A 21,461-nucleotide genomic window follows, 5' to 3' on the forward strand; every position below is an offset into this window, starting at 1 on the left:
CCCGCTGGCCCTAGGGTGCCGCCATGACCGAGACAGGTGTGACCCCCGCCACCCGACTGCCGGCCCGCGTGCGGTTCGGCTACGGGTCGGGCTCGGTGGCCACCGGCGCGTTCGGCACGGTGCCCGGGCTGATGCTGCTGCCGTTCCTCACCGACAGTCTCGGGATCGCCGCCCTGTGGGCGGGGCTGATCGTCTTCGCCCCCAAGGCCTGGGACGTGGTCCTCAACCCGGTCGCCGGCCGGATCAGCGACCGCACCGTGGATCCTCGCGGCCCTCGTCGTCCGTGGCTGCTGCGGGCGGGCCTCGCGCTGGCGGTCTGCTTCGCGCTGATCTTCGCCGCGCCCGAGATGGGGTCGAAGGTGGCCGAGGCCGGCTGGGTGCTGGCGCTCTTCCTGGCCGCGGCGACGGCGTACGCGTTCTTCCAGGTGCCCTACGTCTCGATGCCCGCCGAGATCACCGACTCCTACGCCGAACGCACCCGGCTGATGACCTGGCGGGTGGCGATCCTCGCGTTCACGATCATGCTGGCTGGCGCCACCGCCCCGCTGATCCGCGACGGGGTCGGCGGCCGCGACGGCTACCGGGTGATGGGCGTGGTGATGGCGCTGGTCATCGCGCTCGGGGTGGTGAGCGCCTACCGCGGCACCCGGCACGCCCCGGTCGGCCGGGTCGCGGCCGGCAGCGGCTCGTTCCGCGAGCAGCTTCGGGTGGTCGGGCGCGCCCGGGACTTCCGGCTGCTGCTGATCACCTTCGTGCTCCAGGCGCTGGCCACCGGCTGCATGCTGGCCGGCGTCGACTACCTGGCGGGCGACGTGCTGGACAGCTCGGGGGCGGCGACCCTGCTCTTCGTCTGCTTCGTCGGCCCGGCCCTGGTGCTGACCCCGGCCTGGGCCCGGGTCGGAGGACGGCTGGGCAAGAAGAACGGCTACCTGCTCTCGTCCCTGGTCCTGGCCGCCGGGGCCGCGCTGGCCGCCACCGCCCAGGTGGCCCCGACCGGAGTCGTCTTCGCCGCCACCGCGCTGGTCGGCGTCGGGTACGCCGGCTGCCAGGTCTTCCCGATGGCGATGATGCCGGACGCGGCCGCGGTCGACACCCGGCGGACCGGCGAGAACCGGGTGGGCGTCTACACCGGCGTCTGGACCGCCGGGGAGACCCTGGGGCTGGCCCTGGGCCCCGGCGTCTTCGCCGTGGTGCTGGCGCTGGGCGACTACCGCTCCTCGACCGATGGCGGCGCCGTCCAGCCCGACTCCGCGCTGACCGCGATCACCTACGGCTTCAGCCTGCTGCCCGCGGTGCTGGTGCTGCTCAGCCTCTGGTGGCTGCGCGGCTACCGGCTGGAGGCCGCCGACGTCGACCTCGAGGAGAGCCGTGCCTGACGCCCTGACCCTGCTGCACGCCCGGCAGGCCGCCGACCTGCCGGTGCACGGCGGCCGCACCCTGGCCTACGTCTACGACTCCGGGCTCTCCGAGGTCGACGAGATCGGCCGACAGGCGGTCGCGGCGTACGCCGGCTCCAACGGCCTGGACCCCACCGCGTTCCCCAGCCTGCTGCAGATGGAGAACGAGCTGGTCGGCTTCGCTGCCGACCTGCTCGACGCGCCCGAGGGAGCGGTGGGCACGCTCACGTCGGGCGGCACCGAGTCGGTGCTGCTCGCGGTCCAGGCCGCCCGCGACGCGCACCCGGAGATCGAGCGGCCCTCGATGGTGCTGCCCGAGACCGCGCACGCCGCCTTCCACAAGGCCGCCCACTACTTCGGGGTGCGACCCGTGCTCGTCCCGGTCGGCCCCGACTTCCGCGCCGATCCGGTCGCGATGGCCGGCGCCCTCGACCCGAGCACCGTGCTGGTGGTCGCCTCGGCCCCGTCCTACGCGCACGGCGTCGTCGACCCGGTGCCCGAGATCGCGGCGGCCGCCGCCGCCCGAGGGATCCGCTGCCACGTCGACGCCTGCATCGGCGGCTGGGTGCTCCCGTACGCCGCGCGGCTCGGACGTGCGGTGCCGCCGTGGACCTTCGCGGTCGAGGGCGTCACCTCGATCTCGGTCGACACCCACAAGTACGCCTACGCCCCCAAGGGCACCTCGCTCCTCCTGCACCGCACCAGCGCCCTGCGCCGTCCGCAGTACTTCGCCTCGGCCGCCTGGCCGGGCTACACGATGCTCAACTCCACGGTGCAGTCCACCAAGTCCGGCGGCCCCCTGGCCGGCACGTGGGCGGTGGTCACCACGCTGGGCCACGAGGGCTACCTGCGGCTGACCGCCCAGGTCCTGGAGGCGGTCGACCGGATCCGCGACGGTCTCGGGTCGCTCCCCGCGCTGCGCCTGGTCGTGGCCCCGGACTCGACGCTGCTCGCACTGGCCACCGACGGCAGCTGCGACCCCTTCACCCTGACCGACGAGCTGGCGGCGCGCGGTTGGTACGCCCAGCCCCAGATGTCGTACGGCGACCAGCCGGCCACCGTGCACCTCTCGGTGAGCGCGGCCACGCTGGCCCACGTCGACGAGCTGCTGGCAGCGCTGAGCGCCTCGGTGGCCGCGGCGGTGGCCGCGGGTCCGGTCCGGGTCGACGCGGGCGTCGTGGCCTTCGTCGAGGCGCTCGACCCCGCTGCACTGACCGACGCCGACTTCGACGGCCTGCTCGCGGCGTCCGGGCTGCTCGCCGGCTCCGGTGCCGACCTGGCGCTGCCAGACCGGATGGCGGAGGTCAACGCGCTGCTCGACGTCGCGGCGCCGGCGATGCGGGAGGCGCTGCTGGTGGCCTTCCTGGACCGGCTCGCGCGACCGGTGCGTCCACCGGCCAGCTAGGTTGTCGGGCCATGGGAGCACGCGGACTCGCCTCGCTGGTCGAACGCGGCCTGATGGCCGAGGACTGGGCCCGGGCCCTGGAGCCGGTCGACGACCGGATCGCCGCCCTGGGCCGGTTCCTGCGGGACGAGGTCGCAGCCGGCCGTCCCTACCTGCCCGCCGGCGACGCGGTCTTCCGGGCCTTCCAGCGCCCGCTCGCCGACGTCCGGGTGCTGGTCGTGGGCCAGGACCCCTACCCCACGCCCGGTCACCCGATCGGCCTGAGCTTCGCCGTGGCGCCCGACGTCCGCCCGGTCCCGCGCAGCCTGGTCAACATCTACCGCGAGCTGGCCGACGACCTGGGTCATCCCCCGGTCCCGCACGGAGACCTGAGCGCCTGGGCCGATCAGGGGGTGATGCTGCTCAACCGGGTGCTCACCGTGCGCCCCGGGGACTCCGGGTCGCACCGCGGGCGCGGCTGGGAGGCGGTGACCGAGCACGCGATCAAGGCGCTGGCCGCCCGGGGCGGTCCGTGCGTCGCCATCCTCTGGGGCCGGGACGCCCAGACCCTCAAGCCGCTGCTCGGACCGATCCCCTGGGTCGAGTCCGTGCACCCCTCGCCGCTCTCGGCCTCCCGCGGCTTCTTCGGCTCGCGCCCGTTCAGCCGGGTCGACCGGCTGCTCGAGGAGCAGGGCGGGACACCCGTGGACTGGCGCCTGCCGGAATAAAGTTGAGAGTTTAACTATTATGGTGGGCATGAACCGGATGCCCGCCCTCTTCCTCGGCCACGGCGCTCCCCCCCTGCTGGATGACCCCGTCTGGTCGGGCGAGCTCGCCGCCTGGGCCCGCGACCTGCCCCGGCCGAAGGCGATCCTGATCGTCAGCGCGCACTGGGAGTCCGCGCCGGTGAGCCTCACGGCCAGTGGCGCCGAGCTGGTCTACGACTTCGGCGGCTTCGCCCCGAAGTACTACGAGATGCGCTACGACACCCCCGACTCCACCGCCCTCGCCGCGCGGATCGCCGCGATGATGCCGGACACCCAGCCGGTGCACCAGCACGTCTCCCGCGGCCTCGACCACGGGGCCTGGGTTCCGCTGCGGATCATGTACCCCGCCGCGGACGTCCCGGTGGTGCAGATGTCGCTGCCCACCCAGGACCCCGGCACCCTCATGCAGCTCGGCGCGCGCCTCCGCCCGCTGCGTGACGAGGGCGTGCTGATCATCGGGTCGGGCTTCCTGACCCACGGGCTGCCCTTCCTGCGCGAGTTCCGGATCGACGCACCCGCCCCCGGCTGGTCGCACGAGTTCGACGCCTGGGCCGCCGAGGCACTGGCCCGCGGCGACGTCGACGAGCTCGCCTCCTACCGGTCCAAGGCCCCCGGCATGCCCTACGCCCACCCGACCGTGGAGCACTACACGCCCCTCTTCGTGACGCTCGGCGCGGCCACCGTCGCCGACGACCCCGGGGACCAGCGGATCGACGGCTTCTGGATGGGCCTCTCCAAGCGGTCCCTCCAGGTCGCCTGAAGGGCTGGTGGTTTCACCGGGTCCCCGGTGAAACCGTCACTTCTTGACCGTTGCAACGGTCAAGAAGTGACAGGGATCCTCGGGGAGACCGGGCAGTTCACCGATCCAGACCCAGCGCGTGCCGCAAACGTCGCGCGGTCGCAGCACGCTGGGACAGGTCCGACCAGACGAACCGGATCATCGAGGCTCGCTCGGCCTCCCGCATCCGGTCCTCCCGCTGCTTCTCCCGGAAGACCGCGTCCCCCGCGGACTCGCCAGGACGCAACAGACGGCCGTACTTCACGGCACCGTCGAACTCGCCCAGCAGGCGCTCGTCCGGCCACCAGAAGTCACTGAGCCCGATCAGATGGCCGTGGAGGTCTGTCACCGGGTGCTGCAGCACAGGTTCGGGCACTCCCGCCCACCAGCACAGGTACCGCGCACGAGACTCGCCGACCGATTCGGCACCGTGCCTGGCGAGCCGCACCGTGGTCTGCAGACGGAGGGTTCCTGGCCAGCGTGCCATCCGCTCGTACGCCGCCCACACGCCGGCCAGGTCGGCAAGACCGCGATGCAGCACGGAGTCGAGGACGACCACCCCCGCCTCCACGTCCGCCAACGACGCGGCCTCCAACGCCGCCCGGACCGGCTTCATCGCATCCACCTCGGCCGTGACGATGTCGGAGGGTTCAACTTCACCCTGGTGGTAGACGAGATCGTGCCCACGCCTGCCTGCGGAGCCGTCGAGCACTGTCACGTGGACCCTGGTCAGGTCTGGGCGGTGGAGGGAGAGACCGTGCAGGACAGCGGCTGAGGTGTGGCTCGGCACCACGGAACCTGGCCGGTGGGTCAGCAGGACCGCGTGCACGGCCAGTGCATGCCTGCCCTCCAGATCAGCTTCCGCCCATCGGCTGGCTTCGACGTACGCCCCGTGACGTACCCGGTGGAGCACCTTGCCGCGAAGCGCGGCCGACAGGTCCCGGTCGCGGTACCCATGGGCGAGGGCGTCACGGCGTAGGAACACACCACTGGGGCGGAGCTGGGAGAGATCGAGCACGATGAACTCTCTGACCGAATCGGTCGTGAACGCCTCGCCACCACCGTGCTTCTGGGGAGGAAAGCCGACCCCTTGCGCCTGTGCACGCCCAAGGGTCCGAAACCGGGGACTTCCCTACTTCTCCCGCCAGTTCCTGACCGTTGCAACGGTCAGGAACTGGCGGGTTCGCCGGGGCCCCGGCGAAACCGCCAGGGACGCACCGCAAGCACGGGGGGCGGCCCGCGGCCAGGAGTGCGAGACTGACACCCGTGAAGATCCTCTCGATCCAGTCCCACGTCGCCTACGGCCACGTCGGGAACTCGGCCGCCGTCTTCCCGCTCCAGCGTCGCGGCCACGAGGTGTGGCCGGTGCACACCGTCAACTTCTCCAACCACACGGGCTACGGGTCGTGGGGCGGGCCGCTGCTGGCCCCCAGCGACGTGGCGGCCGTCGTCGACGGCATCGAGGACCGCGGAGTCCTCGGCGAGGTGGGCGCCGTGCTCTCCGGCTACCAGGGCGGCGCCGGGATCGCCGACGTGATCCTCTCGGCGGTCGCCAAGGTGAAGGCGGCCAACCCCGAGGCGACCTACACCTGCGACCCGGTGATGGGCAACGCCAAGTCGGGCTGCTTCGTCGACCCCGGCATCCCGCCGATCATCCGCGAGCGCGTCGTGCCCGTGGCCGACATCATCACCCCCAACCAGTTCGAGCTCGGCTTCCTCACCCACACCGAGCCCGACACCCTGGAGAGCACCCTGGACTCCGCGGACAAGGCGATGGCGATGGGCCCGAGCACCGTGCTGGTCACCAGCGTGGAGCGCCCCGACCGCCCTGAGGGGACCATCGAGATGCTCGCCGTCACCGGCGACGGTGCCTGGATCGTGCAGACCCCGCACCTGCCCTTCAAGGCCAACGGGTCGGGCGACGTCACCGCTGCGCTCTTCACCGCCCACCTGAACGAGACCGGTTCCGCGGCCCAGGCGCTGGCCGCCACCACCTCCAGCGTCTTCGACCTGCTGCAGGCCACCCTCGACTCCGGCGAGCGCGAGCTGCGGCTGGTCCAGTCCCAGGAGGTCTTCGCGAACCCGCGGATGCAGTTCGAGGTCCGACAGGTCCGCTGACTACGATGTGCGGGCGCTCTCCGCGAGATGGCGCACGCCGGTGTAGCTCAGTTGGTAGAGCGCCATACTTGTAATATGGATGTCGCGGGTTCGACTCCTGTCACCGGCTCCACGCAAGATGTCCCCCATGACGCCCCTGGACCTGCCCCACCACGACGGCTCGAGCGTCTACCTCGACAGCGGACGCGGCGTCGACGTCCCGCCGCACCTGGGCGACCTGGTCACGGTCCGGGTCCGCACCGCCGCCGCCGACCCGGTCGAGGCGATGTGGGTGCGCACGACGTACGACGCGGAGCCGGTGTACCACCTGATGGTCGCCCGGCCCGTCGGCGAGGGGGAGACCGCGCGCTGGTGGCACGGCACCCTGCCGGTCCACAACCCGGTGACCCACTACCGCTTCCTGCTGACGCGCGGCGGCGAGCAGCAGTGGCTGACGGGCGCGGGCCCGGTGGACCACGACGTGCCGGACGCCTTCGACTTCAAGGTCTCCGCCCATCCGGAGGCACCCGACTGGGCGCGTGACGGAGTCATCTACCAGGTCTTCCCCGACCGCTTCGCCCGCTCGGCGGCGGCCGACGAGCGCACGGTGCCCGACTGGGCCGTCCCGGCCGGCTGGGACGACGAGGTCCTCTTCGAGGGCCACGACCCACGCACCCCGCTCCAGCTCTTCGGGGGCGACCTGGACGGGCTCACCGAGCACCTCGACCACGTCGAGGAGGTGGGGGCCGACATCGTCTACACCACCCCCGTCTTCCCCGGCGAGAGCAACCACCGCTACAACGCCTCCACCTTCGACCGGGTCGACCCCCTGCTCGGCGGCGACGAGGCGTACGCCCGGCTGAGCAGCGCGGTCCACGAGCGCGGCTGGCGACTGCTGGGCGACCTGACCACCAACCACACCGGCGACACCCACGAGTGGTTCCGCACCGCGCTCAGCGACCCCGAGTCGCCCGAGCGCGGCTACTACTTCCTCGACGACGACGGCGACTACGAGTGCTGGATGGGCCACCGCACGCTGCCCAAGATCGACCACACCAGCCCCGCTCTGCGCGCCCGGATGGTGGAAGGGCCCGACTCCGTCGTCGCCCGCTGGATGCGCCCGCCCTTCGCGCTGGACGGCTGGCGCATCGACGTCGCCAACATGACCGGCCGCCTCGGCGCCGTCGACGTCGCCCACGACGTGGCCCGCGCGGTACGCCGCACCGCGACCGCCGAGCGCGCCGACGCCTGGGTGATCGGCGAGCACAACCACGACGCCACCGGCGACGTCGACGGCGACGGCTGGCACGGCGCCATGAACTACTCCGGCTTCTCCTGGCCGGTCTGGTCGTGGCTGCGCGACCCGGCGAGCCCGGCCCGCGCCTTCGGCCGCCCCCTCCCGGTGCCTCGGCGCGACGGCCACGCACTGGTCCGCGCCCTGCGCGACTGGCAGGGCTCGCTGGGCTGGCGGGCCACCGCGGCCGGGTGGAACATCCTGGGCTCCCACGACAGCGCCCGGATCCGCACGGTCGTCGGTTCCGCCGAGGTGCACCGGGTCGCCGCCGGCCTGCAGTTCACCATGCCCGGGATCCCGATGGTCTTCGCCGGCGACGAGATCGGCCTGGAGGGCGTGCTCGGTGAGGACTCGCGCCGCCCGATGCCCTGGCACCGCCGCGAGGAGTGGGACACCGCCACCCTGGCGACGTACGCCGCGCTGGCCCGGGTGCGCCGGGAGCATCCCGCCCTGCGCCGCGGCGGACTGCGGTGGGCGCACGTCGGCGCCGACGCGGTGGCCTACCTGCGCGAGCACCCCGAGGGCACCGTGCTGGTCACCGCCCGACGGGCCGGCGGCGCCGCGATCGAGGGGCTCCCGTCGGGACGCCTCCTGCTGGCCACCGAGGACGGTGTCGACCCGGCCCCCGGCGCGGCGTACGACGGGCCGGTGCTCACCGTCCATCTGGCCCGGTGAGACGGGGCACTTCGCCTCTGTCCGCGGCCGGGGACGCTTCCTACGTTGAGGGACGTGACCACGACCGTCGACAGGCTCGCTCGCCGAGTCGGGCTTGACGACGTCCTTCTCGACGTCAAGCTGTCGGTCCCGACGCCCACCCCCGGGCTCCTGAGCCGCGCCTGGCTCACGGACGCGGCCCGCCAGACCGGAGCCGTCGCGGTGGGCGTCACCGCACCCGCCGGCTACGGGAAGTCGGCCCTGCTCCACGAGTGGGCCCAGCGCGAGCACCGCAGAGTCGGCTGGGTCTCGCTGGACGCACTCGACGACCACGCGGACCGCCTGCTCTTCCTGCTCGCCTCCGCCCTCCAGCGCACGTCACCGGAGCAGACAGGCCCGGCCGTCGCCACGCACAGCCGGGACGCGGCTCATCTCGCCGCGGCGTTCAGGCAGACGGCGACCCCGTTCGTGCTGTTCCTCGACGACCTGCACGTGCTCCGTTCCCCCGAGTGCCACGACGTCCTGGGCATCGTCGGGGCCGCGGTCCCGGCCGGCTCCCAGGTCGTGTGCGCCAGCCGCCACGCCCAGCCGCACCTGCCCCGGCTCCGCGCCGCCGGCGCGGCCATCGAGCTGACCGGAGCCGATCTGCGTCTCGACGCGGCCGGTGCCGCGCACATCTTCGCGGCTGCCGGCACGCACCTCACCCCCGAGCGGGCCCGGGAGGTGACCGAGCGGACCGAGGGCTGGCCGGTCGGCCTCCACCTGGCCGCCCTCGTCGCCCAGGCCCACGTCGACGCCGGCCCGGCCGAGGCCGTCACCGGGACCGACCCCTTCATCGCCGACTACTTCCACCGCGAGGTCTTCGGCGACCTCGACCCGGCGACCCAGCGGTTCCTGCGACGCACCGCCGTCCTCGACCGGCTCCACGGCCCGCTGTGCGACGCCGTCCTGGAGGAGCAGGGCGCCCAGGACCGGCTGCGCACCCTCGAGGCGTCGAGCTCCTTCCTCGTCCCCCTCGACCGGACGAGGGGGTGGTACCGCTATCACCCCCTCTTCCGGGAGTTCCTGCTGGCAGAGCTCGGCAGCGTCGAGCCGGAAGTGACCGAGAAGCTGCACCTGCGCGCCGCGGACTGGTTCGAGTCCCACGGTGCCCCGGAGCGGGCGGTGGAGTGCCTGCTGGCGACCAGCGACCTCCACCGGTGCGCCCAGCTGGTCACAGAGCTCGCCCTGCCCACCAGCGGCGCCGGCGACGTCGCGACGGTGCAGCGCTGGTTGGGGGCCCTGGGGGACTCCGTGATCGAGGCGCACCCGCCCCTGTCGGTCATGGCCGGCTGGGTGGCGGCCTCGGTGGGCGACACACCCCGGGCGCAGCGGTGGGCAGCCCGCACGCCGGACGTCCCCGACTCACTCGCCCCCCGGTCGATGCTGCGGGCCGCGATGTGTCCCGCGGGACCCGAGCAGATGAGGGCGGACGGGGAGCTCGCAGCCGCCGCCGCGGGGGCGCAGTGGAGTCCCTGGCGGGCCGCGTCCCTGTGCCTGCTCGCCGAGGCGCACCTCCTCTGCGGGGCCCTCGTGCCGGCCGCGGACCTCTTCGAGGACGCGAGCGCGGAGGCGCTCTCCGCAGGCAGCGCCGACGCGGTGGTGCACGGCGAGTCGAGCCTGGCCGTCCTCGACATGGACGCGGGCCGCTGGCGCGAGGCGGCGGACCATGTCGACCTCGCGCTGCGCACGGTCGCGCAGCACCGGCTGGAGGACTACGCGGTCAGCCTGCTCGCCTTCGCCGCCGCCGCCCGGCTGGCGATGCACCGCGGCGACCTGGCCCGGGCTGACGAGCGAGTCGAGCAGGCGATGCGTGCCCGAGCGGCATCCACCGTCGTGATGCCGTGCCTGGCGACCAGAGGACGCGTGCAGCTGGCGAAGGTGTGCTGGGCGCGCGGCGAGCACGCCGGTGCCCGGCGGCTGCTGAGCGAGATCGACACCGTCCTGAGACGACGGCCGGCACTCGGCGTACTGGCCGAGGAGGTCTCAGAGTTCCGCGCGCTGATCGCCCAGGGCGCCCGCACCGCTCCGCACGAGGCCCCCCTCACTCCGGCGGAGCTCCGGGTCCTGCCCTACCTGGCGACGCACCTGAAGATCGCCGACATCGGCGCACGCCTCCGGATCTCACGCAACACCGTCGCCTCGGAGGTCTCGGCCATCTACCGCAAGCTCGGCGTGACGTCGCGCGGCGAGGCGGTCGAGCGCGCGACGTTGCTGGGCCTGCTCGGCGGGTGAGCCGGTCAGTCCAGCACGTTCACGGCCCGCGCCACGATCAGCCCGACGATCACGAACGACGTCACGGCCTGGACCGACATGACTGCCTTGGCCCAGGGGGCGAGCGGCATCACGTCGGTGGGGCTGAACGCGGTGGCGTTGGTCAGACCGAGGTAGAGGTAGTCGTGGAACCGCGGGCACCAGCCCTCGGGGCTCACCTCAGGGCTCAGCTGCTGCGGGAAGGCCAGGTCGGGCGTGCGTGGCATCCGCTCGGCGCGCGCCGCGGCCCCGCCCCCGTCGAGCTCGAAGTAGAGCATGGCGCAGGCGATGACGGTGATCAGCCAGACGCAGCCACCCCACCACAGCAGCTCCCGCGCCGAGTCCGTCTGGGCACCGCCGTCGAGGATGTCGACGACGAGCTGGACCGTCGACCAGATGGCCCCCAGGGACAGCAGGGTGATCAGCGCGACCGAGGTGAGCCGCAGCGCGGTGGTCCGGCGCGAGATCCGCCCGGGGTCGCCGGCGAGCAGCGCCACGAGCAGCAGCCCGGAGATGCTCGGGAGCACCCACGGCTGACCGAGCCGCAGGCTCTCGGGGAGCTGGGCCGTGAGGCCCATGGAGACCAGGACTGCTGCCGCCATGGGCCACCGCGTCTCGCCGTAGGCCTCGCGGCCCTCCCGCACGGACCTCCCCTTCATCAGTGGTGGAAGCCGGTGCCTTCCTCCGCACTCAGGGACTCCTTGGGCCCATGCTTGTCGAGCATCTTCATCGACCGCCGGTAGTCGTCGAGCAGCAGCGACGCCATGTCCCGGCTGAAGTCGTGCCGCACCAGGATCCGTTGGATGGCCAGGTCCTCCCGGTCGGGAGGCAACGTGTACGCGGGCACCTGCCAGCCACGAGTGCGCAGCCTGTCGGCGAGGTCGAAGAGGTTGAACCCGTGGTCCACGCCCTCCTTCAGCTTCCAGGTGAGGCCGGGGATGCCGCCTCGACCGTCGTAGATCATCTCGAACGGACCCATCTGGCCGATCTCGTCGGCCAGGTAGCGCGCGGTCTCGTAGCCTGCCTGGTGGATCTTGCGGTACCCCTCCCTGCCGAGCCGCAGGAAGTTGTAGTACTGGGCGACGATCTGGCCGCCGGGGCGGGAGAAGTTCAGGGCGAACACCGCCATGTCGCCGCCCAGGTAGTTGACGTGGAAGACCAGGTCGTCGGGGAGCTCCGCGGCGTCGCGCCACACCACCCACCCGACCCCGAGAGGCGCCAGGCCGAACTTGTGCCCGGAGGCGTTGATCGACTTCACGCGCGGTAGCCGGAAGTCCCAGATCAGGTCCGGCTCCACGAACGGCGCGATGAACCCTCCGCTGGCACCGTCGACGTGCATGGGCACGTCGAGCCCGGTGTCGGCCTCGAGCTTGTCCAGCGCGGCGGCCACGTCCGCGACGGGCTCGTACTGGCAGGTGAACGTGACCCCCAGCGTCGGGACGACCCCGATGGTGTTCTCGTCGACGCGCTTGAGCACCTCTTCGGGGTTCATGAGCAGCCGGTCGCCCTCCATCGGGATCTCCCGGTGCTCGACGTCCCAGTAGCGGGTGAACTTGTGCCAGCAGATCTGCACCGGGCCGGTGACCAGGTTGGGCCGGTCGGTGGGCTTGCCCTCGGCCCGACGACGCTCCCGCCACTTCCACAGCAGTGCCATCCCGCCGAGCATCGCCGCCTCGCTGGAGCCGGTGGTCGAGGTGCCCATGGTGTCGGCCGCCTCGGGGCTGTTCCAGAGGTCGGCGAGCATGTGCACGCAGCGCGCCTCGAGCTCGGCCGTCTGCGGGTACTCGTCCTTGTCGATCATGTTCTTGTCGACCGACAACGCCATCAGCTCGTTGATCTCGGGCTCGACCCACGTCTGGCAGAAGGTGGCGAGGTTCTGGCGCGAGTTCCCGTCGAGCATCAGCTCGTCGTGGACGACCTGGAAGGCGTGCCGGGGCACCTGCTCGTCGTTCGGGAACTTGTACTTCGGCATCGTGACCGAGAGGTCCGTCGAGGCGAAGACGTCGTCCTCGAGGGCGTCTCGCACTGAGCGTCGGTTGTGCAGCATGTCATTGGCTCCTCAGGTCGGCGCATGGCGCGCCTGTCGTGGTGGGCTGGGGTCGGCTAGGGCGTGGGGACCGTCTCCTCGGTCTCGAGCTTGTCGATCACGTCTTCGAAGTCGTCGAGCTTGTCCGGGCAGTAGGTCTGGACCACGGCGAGGTCGTAGCTGACCAGGCTCGGGTCCAGCACCACCCGGCGCAGGTGGCTGGAGTTGTTGCCGAACTGGGAGAGGGAGAGCTGGTGCTGCAGCTCGCCGGCGTTCTCACAGCTCACCCCCCCGTCGGTGCCGTAGAGCGCGGTCGCCGTCTCGGTGTCGAGTGCCGGCAGGCCGGCGTCGGCGAGCTTCGTGTTGAGCTGGGCGGCGAGCTCCCGCGCCTTGTCGCCGTCCGAGTCGGAGGCAGTGCCCGCGGCCGTGCACGCGGAGAGGCCCAGTGCCAGCGCGACCGCCAGGCCCGTCATCCGCCGCCGTGCGCGACGGCCTTCACGCGTCGTGATCATCGAAGCTCACGCCTCCTCAACCGGGGTGTCGGTATGGGTGTTCTCCGTGGAGGTCTCGACCTTCCACTCCGGCCGGCGCATCTTGTAGAGCACGAACGGCCAGACCCCGAGCAGGACGATCCCGGCCACCAGGATCAGGATGTAGACCCCCTGGGGCGTCGAGTCCGCGTTGCCCGACGGCTCGACGAAGCCGAGGAGGAACGCCGCGACGCTGGCCACGAACCCGACCGAGCCCACCACGGGCATGGCCGGGGTCCGGAAGCCGCGCTTGACTTCGGGGTGGGTCTTGCGCAGCCGCATGGCCGCCAGGAACATGACCATGTACATCAGCAGGTAGAGCTGCACGGCCATGGCGGTGAGGATCCAGAAGACCGACTGCACCGAGGGAAGGATCGCGAACAGCACAGCCATCGCGGTGACGATGAGCCCCTGGACCATCATGATCGGGACCTGCATCCCGTGGCTGTTGGTGCCCTGCAGTCGCGGAGGCAGGTAGCCCTCCTTGCCCACCAGCAGGAGACCCTTGCTCGGCCCGGGGATCCAGGTGACCACCGAGGCGAGGATCCCGATGACGATCAGCAAGGACATGACCGTCGTTCCCCAGGACATCCCGAGATGGTTGAAGAAGACGTCGAACGCCTGGAGCACGCCTTGGGTCAGGTTGACGCTGGATCCCGGCACGCCGATCGAGATGGCCAGGGTGGGGAGGATGAAGACGAAGAGGATGAGGATGACCGAGAGCACGATCGCCTTGGGGAACTCGACGCTCGGCTTGCGCATCTCCGTCACGTGGACGGCGTTCATCTCCATCCCGGCGTAGGAGAGGAAGTTGCTGACGATGAGCACGATGCTCGCCAGGCCGGTGAACTTCGGGAACCACTCCGCGTCGCTGACCGACGGGAGGTGCGAGGTCCCGCCGTCCTGCCAGTAGATGACTGCGAAGACGATCAACGCCGCTGCGGGCACGATCGTCCCGACCAGGAACCCCCACGTCCCCACCTTGGCGAACGCGTCGACGCCCAAGGTCGCGATGAAGGTGGAGAACCAGTACACCACCAGGATGACCAGCCCCGTGAAGAGGCCGGAGTTCGCCAGGCCCGGATCGAAGACGTAGGCGAGCGCGGACGCGAAGAAGGCCAGCTGGGCGGGATACCAGGCGACGTTCTGCATCCACTGCTGCCAGATCGCGAAGAAGCCGAGCTGGTCGCCGTAGGCCTCCTTGACCCAGACGAAGACTCCGCCCTTCCACCCGCTGGCCAGCTCGGCGGCCACCAGTGCCACCGGCACCATGAACAAGATGGCGGGCAGGATGTAGAGAAAGATCGATGCCCAGTCGTACGCGGCCATGGCCGGCAGCCCGCGGACGCTGGCGACCGCCGTGGCGATGAGGATCGCCATCGAGGTCCAGCTGATGTACGAGCTCTTCGGCGCCGAACGCTGCGGCGCCGGCGTCGAGCCGTCTTCCCGAGTAGCCATCTCAACACCTTCCGCTGGATTGCTCCGTCCCCGAACATAGGTGCGTGCCCCCCCCGGCCGCATCACTCACAATGAGTGACGCGCCCAGCCGGATGGCGGTGGATGGTGATCTTGTGAACTACTGGGTCAGCGTCGTCTTCCGGGCCATCCCCCTGGCGATGATGGGCGTCTGCATCGGGTTCGGCGTCTACGTCTGGAACGCCGGCGACGCGCCGGGCAACTACGTGGCCGGCCGCGTCGTGACCTTCCTCGGCGCGATCTGCCTGTGCCTGTTCTGCACGGCCGCGACGATCATCCGTCAGCTGATCGGCCGCTTCAACGCCGTCGACCGCGTCCTCTACCCCGCGCTGGGCTACCTGGCGGCGGTCGTCACCGCCGCGTACGGCATCTACGTCTTCACCGGCGCCTCCGGGACCGGCCAGAGCCCGGAGTACGTCGCCGGGCACGTCGTCCTCGGTCTCGGCCTGATCTGCGGCTGCGTGGCCACCGTCGCCACCGCCTCCACCAAGTTCTCCCTCATCCCTCGCAACTCCGCCCGGCCGCCCACCGGCCGCCCGCCTGCCGAGGCGTTCTCCAGGGGTTCGGTCCTGGTGCTGGCCGCGATCCCGGTGCTGCTGGCGGCGATCGCCTGGGGCTTCGGCCTCGTCAACCTGGCGCTGCCCACCTCGCCCAGCCGGTTCACGGTGGGTCACGTGGTGAGCGGCCTCGCGACCATCTGCACGAGCCTGATCGCGCTGGTCTGGAGCATCCTGCGCCAGATCCAGGACGGCTACGGGGAGCGGGACCGCGTCGGCTGGCCCTGGCTCGTGATCGTGATGGGCGCCTTCTCCGTGGGCTGGGGCGTGGTGCTGCTGGTCCTCGACGCCGAGTCCTACTACCGCACCCCGGGGTTCGTCCTGATCGGCCTGGGGCTGGTCTGCTTCAGCATCCTGAGCAAGGTCGGCCTGCTGGCGCTGGTGTGGCGGCGTACCTTCAGCCTGGCCAACCGGGTGCCGCTGATCCCCGTGGTGACCGCGCTCAGCTGTCTGTTCCTCGCCGCGTTCGTCTTCCAGGCCGCCTTCACCGACTCAAGCGTCTTCATCGCCGCGCACGTGCTGGTGGGGCTGGGGGCGATCTGCTTCACCCTCTACTCGATCGTCTCCATCCTGGAGAGCGGCACCGCCTCCCCGAGCCAGGATCCGTGATCACGCGAGGGCGCTAGGCTGCCTCGATGGCGCTGCGGATCGTGGCACACCGACCGGACCCGGCGATCGTCCGGTTGCCCTGGCACCTGCCCCTGGCCGAGTGGGGCGACGACTACGTCGTCCCGCTGCCGCGCGGTCTCTCCCGCCACGTGGTGCGGATCGTGCGCCTCGGCTCGCGCACCTACGCCGTCAAGGAGACCCAGGAGCCGATCGCGTTCCGCGAGTACCGCACGCTGCGGGACCTGCGCCGCCTCGACCTGCCCACCGTGGCCCCCATGGGAGTGGTCGCGGGACGGACGGGCTCGGGCGGCGAGGAGCTCCCCGCCGCGCTGGTCACCGAGCACCTGCGGTTCTCCCTCCCCTACCGGAGCCTCTTCGCGCACGGGGCGACCGCGGCCCACGTGCCGTCCCTGGTCGACGCCCTGGTGGTGCTGCTGGTCCGGCTCCACCTGGCGGGCTTCTACTGGGGCGACGTGTCGCTCTCCAACGCCCTCTTCCGGCGCAACGCGGGCGAGTATGCGGCCTACCTCGTCGACGCCGAGACCGGGGAGCTGCGCGCGACGCTCAGCGACCGGTTGCGCGAGCACGACATCACCGTGGGCTGCGAGAACGTCTTCGCCGAGCTGCTCGACCTGCAGGCCAGCGGCGTGGTCGCCGGCGAGATGACACCGCACCACGTGATCGACCTGCTCCGTGAGCGCTATGCCGCGCTGTGGGCGGAGCTGACCCGGGAGGAGGAGTTCTCCACCGACGAGATGTGGCGGATCGAGCAGCGCATCGAGCACCTCAACGACCTCGGCTTCGACGTCGACGAGCTCGACATCATCACCGACTACGACGGCGAGCAGGTGCGCATCCAGCCCAAGGTGGTCGAGCTCGGGCACCACGCGCGCGAGCTCGCGTCGCTGACCGGCCTGCACGTGGAGGAGAACCAGGCCCGACGGCTCCTCAACGACCTGGCGGCCTTCACCGCGACCCACGACCTCGGCCGCGAGGACCGCCACCTGGTGGCGAACATGTGGCTCACGACCGTCTACGACCCAATCGTTGCGATGATCCCCCCGCAGGCACGGGGCAAGCTCGAGCCCGCGGAGGTCTTCCACGAGATCCTCGAGCACCGGTGGTACCTCTCGGAGCAGGCCGGCCACGAGGTCGACATCTTCGAGACCGCCGGTGACTACATCGACCGGTTCCTCCCGACGAAGCCCGAGGAGGCGATCGCCGCCACCCCCGACGCGTAGGGGGTCAGCCGGCCGTGTCGCGGCCGAGCGGGTGCGGATCCCCACCGACCCCGTTGCGCGCCAGACCGCACGCGATCTCCTCCCCCACCTGCTACCTCCCGAGGTCGAGCCGGGCCAGCACCATGGCCGCGATCCGCCGCGGCGGGTGGGCCACGTCCACCACCATGCCCGCCTCGTCGGGCTGGAGCGGCTCCAGGGTGTCGAGCTGGGACTCCAGCAGGGTGGGCGGCATGAAGTGGGCCCGCTCCGACATCCGCTCCAGCAGCAGCCCCTTGTCGCCGACCATGTGGACGAAGAAGGTGCCCTCACCACCCCGGCGCAGCACGTCGCGGTAGGCGCGGCGCAGCGCCGAGCAGCTGAGGATCGTCGGCTGCCCCGCCTCGTCCCGCTCCCGGGTCCAGTCGGCCAGCGACTGCAGCCACCCCCACCGGTCGTCGTCGGTCAGGGGGCGCCCCGACCTCATCTTCTCGATGTTCTCCGGCGGGTGGAAGTCGTCCCCCTCGGCCATCTCCCAGCCCAGCTCCTCCTGCACCGCCAGGGCCGCGGTGCTCTTGCCGGAGCCGGAGACCCCCATGAAGACCAGGTGGAACGGCGGCTCGTCCGAGGTGCTCATCCGACCAGCCAGAGCCCGCAGGCCAGCACGAAGATGGAGAGCCCCAGGGTCGTCTCCATCACCGTCCAGGTGCGCAGCGTCGTCTTGACGTCCATCCCGAAGAACCGGCTGACCAGCCAGAAGCCGGAGTCGTTGACGTGGGAGAGCACGGTCGCGCCGGCGGCGATCGCCATCACCAGGGCGACCAGCTGCACCGACGAGGGCCCCTCGGCGGCGACGGCCGCCGAGATGAGCCCGGCCGTGGTGGTCAGCGCCACCGTCGCCGACCCCTGCGCCACCCGCAGGATTGTGGCGATCACGAACGCCGAGAGGATCAGCGGGAGGCCGAGGTCCTCCAGCGACTCCGAGAGCGCGGAGCCGATGCCGCTGTAGCGCAGCACGCCGCCGAACATCCCCCCGGCGCCGGTGATCAGGATGATCGCGCAGATGGGCCCGAGCGCGTCGTTGAGGATCGACTCGACGTCGGCCAGCGAACGGCCCCGGCTGCCCAGGGTGTAGGTGGCGACCAGCAGGGTGATGAGCAGCGCCACCGGGGTCTGGCCGATGAAGATCAGGGAGTCGACCACCACCCCCTCCTCGTCGAGGTCCCCCGCGGTGCGCAGCGTGGTGAGCACCGTGTTGGCGCCGATCAGCACCAGCGGCAGCAGCAGGATGGCCAGCACGTGCCCGAACGAGGGGGCCCGACGCGGGGTCGTCTCCGCCTCGTCCGCACCTGACCCCCTCCGACCACCCGTCAGCACGCTGTCGTCGATCGGCACCATCACCTTCCCGGCGTAGGCGATCGTGAAGAGGTGGACCCCGACGTACCAGGCGATGACCGCGACCGGCACACCGATCAGGGTGGTCAGGCCGATGCTGGCCCCGATCTCGGCGGCGGCGGTGACCGGGCCGGGGTGGGGCGGGACGATCGCGTGCATCGCGGCGAACCCGCCGGCCGCCGGCAGGGCGTAGAGCAGCACCGAGCCGCCGAACCTGGTGGCGACCGAGAAGATGATCGGGAGGAAGACGACCAGGCCGGCGTCGAAGAAGATCGGCAGGCCGAAGAGGAGGGCCGAGACGCCGAGCGCGAACGGGGCCCGCTTCTCGCCGAACCGGTTGATCAGGGTGTCGGCCAGCACCTGGGCGCCCCCGGTGATCTCCAGGAGCCGTCCGATCATGGCGCCCAGGCCCACCAGGAGGGCGACCGTCCCCAGCGTGGAGCCGAACGCCCCGACCGCGACGCCGGCCACGTCGGCCAGCGGCACCCCCGCCGCGATCGCGGTGCCGAAGCTGACCAGGACGAGCGCGACGAAGGCGTGCATGCGGAGCCCGATGATGAGCACCAGCAGCACGGCGATGCCCGCGGCCGCGATCAGGAGCAGCGTGCCGGATCCGTAGACCGGGTCCATGGGGTCCATCGAGCCTCCTCGGAGTGGCGTGAGTCACACCGTAGCGTCAGGGACCGACGCTCCGCGCCGACCCGCTTGGTGGCAGGCTCTTCGTCGTGAAGACGTCCGACCCCCTCCTGTTCCGCCTCGGTCGTGGCACCGCCCGGCACTGGCTCGCGCTGGTCATCACCTGGAGCCTGCTCGTCGTCCTGGGCTTCGTCACCAGTCTCGGCCTCCTCGGGGGCAGCTCGCTCTTCGACCGCCTCGAGACCGGCGACATCGTGGCCCCCGGCCAGGCGCAGACGGCGCGTGACCTGATCACCGCCACCGACGAGGGCGCCCTCAACGTCACCGCGCGGGTCGACGGCGTCGACCTGGCCGACCCCGGCCTCGCCCGTGACGTGACCGAGCTGGTGGAGCGCATCGAGGAGGTCGAGGGCGTCGGCGAGGTCACCTCCCCGATGACCACCCCCGGGTGGCCGCGCTCCCCCGACTCCTACGGCCTGGTGCAGGGCAACGACCCCGCCGGCGGCTCGTTCCTGGTGGTGGTCGAGGTGGGCAGCGAGATCGGGGGCGCCGTCCAGGACGAGGTCGTCGAGGTGCTCAGGACCGACGGGGAGCGGCTGCTCGGCCCGCATGGCGCCGAGGTCTCGGTGGGAGGCACCGGCCTGCTCGTCGACGACGTCGTCGACCAGATCAAGGCGGACCTGACCCGCGGCGAGGGGATCGCCCTCCCGCTCTCCCTGTTGCTGATGGTCTTCGTCTTCGGCGGCTTCATCGCGGCCGGCCTGCCGATCGCCGGGGCGATCGCGTCGATCTCCGGGGCCCTGGCCATCCTCTTCGGCTTCTCCTACCTGATCGACCTCGACGCCACGGTGGTCAACATCGTCACGGTGATGGGCCTGGCCCTCTGCATCGACTACGGGCTGCTGCTGGTGAGCCGCTTCCGCGAGGAGCTGGGGCACCTCGCGGAAGCCGACCGGACGGTCCCGCCCACCCGCGCCCAGGTCGAGGACGCGGTGGGGGCCGCCGTGGCGACCGCGGGCCGCACGGTGCTCTTCTCCGCCCTGATCGTCGGCATCTCGCTGTCGGGGCTGATGCTCTTCGAGGCCCCGGTGATGCGGGCGATCGGCGCCGCCGGCGTCGCGGTCGTCGTGGTCGCCCTGGTCGTGGCGCTCACCCTGGTCCCGGCCCTCTGCTCCTGGGGGGCCGCCCGGCTGGTGCGGCGCCAGGGGGCGGAGGCGGCGCCCGAGGACGGCGTCTTCAGCCGCCTGGCCAGGCTGGTGCAGCGCTGGCCGGTGCTGACCACCCTCGTCAGCGTCGCGGTGCTGCTGCTGCTCGCGCTCCCCGCGCTCGACCTGCGCCTCACCGCGTCGGGAGTCGAGCTGCTGCCCGAGGACGCCGAGCAGCGGGTCTTCATCGAGGACCTGGAACGGGACTACCCGGTCCTGGCCAGCCCGACCGTGACCCTGGTCGCCCAGGCGAGCCCCGAGGAGGCGGCCGCCCTGGTCGCGGAGCTGGAGGGCCTGGACGAGGTCACCTCCGTGGATCCGCCGCGCGTGCTCGGCCCGCTGCCCGAGGGGGTCGAGGCGGACGGGGCCGTCCCGGGCGGACCCGAGCTGGTCTCCCTCGGGGTGCACACCGACGGCGGCGCGATGGGCCGGGCGGCGCGCGACGTCGCCGCCGAGCTCCGCGACGCGGACCTCGGCGTGCCGACCTGGGTGGCCGGTCAGGCCGCGTCGCTCCAGGACTTCACCGACTCGGTCCACGACCGGGCCCCGTGGGCCGCGCTCTGGATCGCCGGAGCAACCTTCCTGCTCCTCTTCCTGCTCACCGGCAGCGTGGTGATCCCGGTCAAGGCGCTGCTGCTCAACATCGTCTCCCTCGGCGCGAGCCTGGGGATCCTGGTCTGGGCGTTCCAGGACGGGGCGCTGGAGTCGGTGCTGGGCTTCGACTCGACGGGCGGCATCGAGTCGGTGATCCCGCTGCTGGTGCTCGCCTTCGGGTTCGGGCTCTCGATGGACTACGAGGTCTTCCTGCTGGCGCGCGTCATCGAGCTGCACGAGCAGGGCCAGGACGACGACACCGCCGTACGGGTCGGCCTCCAGCGGTCGGGACGGATCATCACCTCCGCGGCGGCGATCATGGTCATCGTCTTCTCCGGCTTCGCGGCCGGCGAGATGCTGGTGATCAAGCAGACGGGCTTCGCCCTCGCGGTCGCGGTGCTGATCGACGCGACGATCGTCCGGATGGTCATCGTGCCCGCCACGATGACGATGCTCGGTCGCTGGAACTGGTGGGCCCCGCGGTGGATGAAGCGCTTGCACGCCAGGTACGGCGTGAGCGAGCACTCCTCCCCCGTGCGGGCCGGGTGAGCCC

Annotated in this window: 17 protein-coding genes and 1 tRNA gene; 11 read left to right on the forward strand and 7 right to left on the reverse strand. The window is 71.7% G+C overall.

The features are described 5' to 3' along the window. Positions 1 to 23: 23 nt before the first annotated feature. The 4 genes from AC4BGE_RS15050 to AC4BGE_RS15065 are packed head-to-tail and all read left to right on the forward strand — an operon-like array spanning position 24 to position 4,308. Positions 24 to 1,376 carry an MFS transporter gene (locus AC4BGE_RS15050; RefSeq protein ID WP_490575787.1) on the forward strand — a complete coding sequence of 451 codons (1,353 nt, stop codon included), beginning with the start codon at positions 24 to 26 and terminating at the stop codon, positions 1,374 to 1,376. Beyond that, complete coding sequence (locus tag AC4BGE_RS15055) at positions 1,369 to 2,802, forward strand: pyridoxal phosphate-dependent decarboxylase family protein (RefSeq protein WP_490575788.1); 1,434 nt, start codon at positions 1,369 to 1,371, stop codon at positions 2,800 to 2,802. Before AC4BGE_RS15050 ends, AC4BGE_RS15055 begins: the two co-directional genes overlap by 8 nt. Positions 2,803 to 2,813: 11 nt before the next feature. Further along, complete coding sequence (locus AC4BGE_RS15060; protein WP_490575789.1) at positions 2,814 to 3,509, forward strand: uracil-DNA glycosylase; 696 nt, start codon at positions 2,814 to 2,816, stop codon at positions 3,507 to 3,509. A gap of 28 nt (positions 3,510 to 3,537) precedes the next feature. Next, positions 3,538 to 4,308, forward strand: coding sequence for a dioxygenase family protein (locus tag AC4BGE_RS15065; protein ID WP_490569498.1), 771 nt, complete (start codon positions 3,538 to 3,540; stop codon positions 4,306 to 4,308). 97 nt (positions 4,309 to 4,405) lie between these two features. On the opposite strand, the gene AC4BGE_RS15070 is transcribed toward AC4BGE_RS15065, so the two are convergent. Continuing rightward, entirely contained in the window at positions 4,406 to 5,344 is a 939-nt protein-coding gene (locus tag AC4BGE_RS15070; RefSeq protein WP_490575790.1) for a hypothetical protein, read from the reverse strand. A gap of 248 nt (positions 5,345 to 5,592) precedes the next feature. Here AC4BGE_RS15070 and pdxY point away from each other — a divergent pair, with 248 nt between their 5' ends. The 4 genes from pdxY (at position 5,593) to AC4BGE_RS15090 (ending at position 10,645) form a co-directional block, all read left to right on the forward strand. Further along, a complete protein-coding gene (gene pdxY, locus AC4BGE_RS15075) occupies positions 5,593 to 6,444 on the forward strand; it encodes a pyridoxal kinase PdxY (protein ID WP_490575791.1) in 852 nt (283 codons plus the stop codon). Between the two features lie 36 nt (positions 6,445 to 6,480). Continuing rightward, positions 6,481 to 6,556 (forward strand) — tRNA-Thr (locus AC4BGE_RS15080). A 15-nt stretch (positions 6,557 to 6,571) separates the two neighbouring features. Further along, positions 6,572 to 8,392, forward strand: coding sequence for a glycoside hydrolase family 13 protein (locus tag AC4BGE_RS15085; protein ID WP_490575792.1), 1,821 nt, complete (start codon positions 6,572 to 6,574; stop codon positions 8,390 to 8,392). A gap of 54 nt (positions 8,393 to 8,446) precedes the next feature. Further along, positions 8,447 to 10,645: a helix-turn-helix transcriptional regulator gene (locus AC4BGE_RS15090; protein ID WP_490575793.1), complete on the forward strand. Its 2,199-nt coding sequence runs from the start codon at positions 8,447 to 8,449 to the stop codon at positions 10,643 to 10,645. 5 nt (positions 10,646 to 10,650) lie between these two features. On the opposite strand, the gene AC4BGE_RS15095 is transcribed toward AC4BGE_RS15090, so the two are convergent. The 4 genes from AC4BGE_RS15095 to gadC are packed head-to-tail and all read right to left on the reverse strand — an operon-like array spanning position 10,651 to position 14,677. Next, positions 10,651 to 11,307 (reverse strand): hypothetical protein, encoded by a 657-nt coding sequence (locus AC4BGE_RS15095; protein ID WP_490575794.1) that lies wholly within the window; start codon positions 11,305 to 11,307, stop codon positions 10,651 to 10,653. A 14-nt stretch (positions 11,308 to 11,321) separates the two neighbouring features. Continuing rightward, positions 11,322 to 12,710 carry a glutamate decarboxylase gene (gene gad / locus AC4BGE_RS15100; protein ID WP_490569504.1) on the reverse strand — a complete coding sequence of 463 codons (1,389 nt, stop codon included), beginning with the start codon at positions 12,708 to 12,710 and terminating at the stop codon, positions 11,322 to 11,324. Between the two features lie 56 nt (positions 12,711 to 12,766). After that, entirely contained in the window at positions 12,767 to 13,201 is a 435-nt protein-coding gene (locus AC4BGE_RS15105) for a hypothetical protein (RefSeq protein ID WP_490569505.1), read from the reverse strand. A gap of 6 nt (positions 13,202 to 13,207) precedes the next feature. Beyond that, a complete protein-coding gene (gene gadC / locus AC4BGE_RS15110; protein WP_490575795.1) occupies positions 13,208 to 14,677 on the reverse strand; it encodes a glutamate/gamma-aminobutyrate antiporter GadC in 1,470 nt (489 codons plus the stop codon). A gap of 71 nt (positions 14,678 to 14,748) precedes the next feature. Between gadC and AC4BGE_RS15115 the strand changes: the two genes are divergently transcribed. Both AC4BGE_RS15115 and AC4BGE_RS15120 read left to right on the forward strand, forming a co-directional pair. Beyond that, positions 14,749 to 15,861, forward strand: coding sequence for a DUF2776 family protein (locus tag AC4BGE_RS15115; RefSeq protein WP_490575796.1), 1,113 nt, complete (start codon positions 14,749 to 14,751; stop codon positions 15,859 to 15,861). Between the two features lie 26 nt (positions 15,862 to 15,887). After that, a complete protein-coding gene (locus AC4BGE_RS15120) occupies positions 15,888 to 17,102 on the forward strand; it encodes a DUF4032 domain-containing protein (protein WP_490575797.1) in 1,215 nt (404 codons plus the stop codon). Positions 17,103 to 17,193: 91 nt separating this feature from the next. Here AC4BGE_RS15120 and AC4BGE_RS15125 read toward each other — a convergent pair whose 3' ends face one another. Then, a complete protein-coding gene (locus AC4BGE_RS15125; RefSeq protein WP_490575798.1) occupies positions 17,194 to 17,715 on the reverse strand; it encodes a gluconokinase in 522 nt (173 codons plus the stop codon). Then, on the reverse strand, positions 17,712 to 19,112 hold the full coding sequence (locus AC4BGE_RS15130) for a GntP family permease (RefSeq protein WP_490575799.1): 1,401 nt from the start codon (positions 19,110 to 19,112) through the stop codon (positions 17,712 to 17,714). Before AC4BGE_RS15130 ends, AC4BGE_RS15125 begins: the two co-directional genes overlap by 4 nt. Positions 19,113 to 19,198: 86 nt before the next feature. On the opposite strand from AC4BGE_RS15130, the gene AC4BGE_RS15135 reads away from it, so the two are divergent. After that, complete coding sequence (locus tag AC4BGE_RS15135) at positions 19,199 to 21,457, forward strand: MMPL family transporter (RefSeq protein WP_490575800.1); 2,259 nt, start codon at positions 19,199 to 19,201, stop codon at positions 21,455 to 21,457. Positions 21,458 to 21,461 lie beyond the last annotated feature (4 nt).

Source organism: Nocardioides sp. Z50_6 (assembly GCF_058215755.1).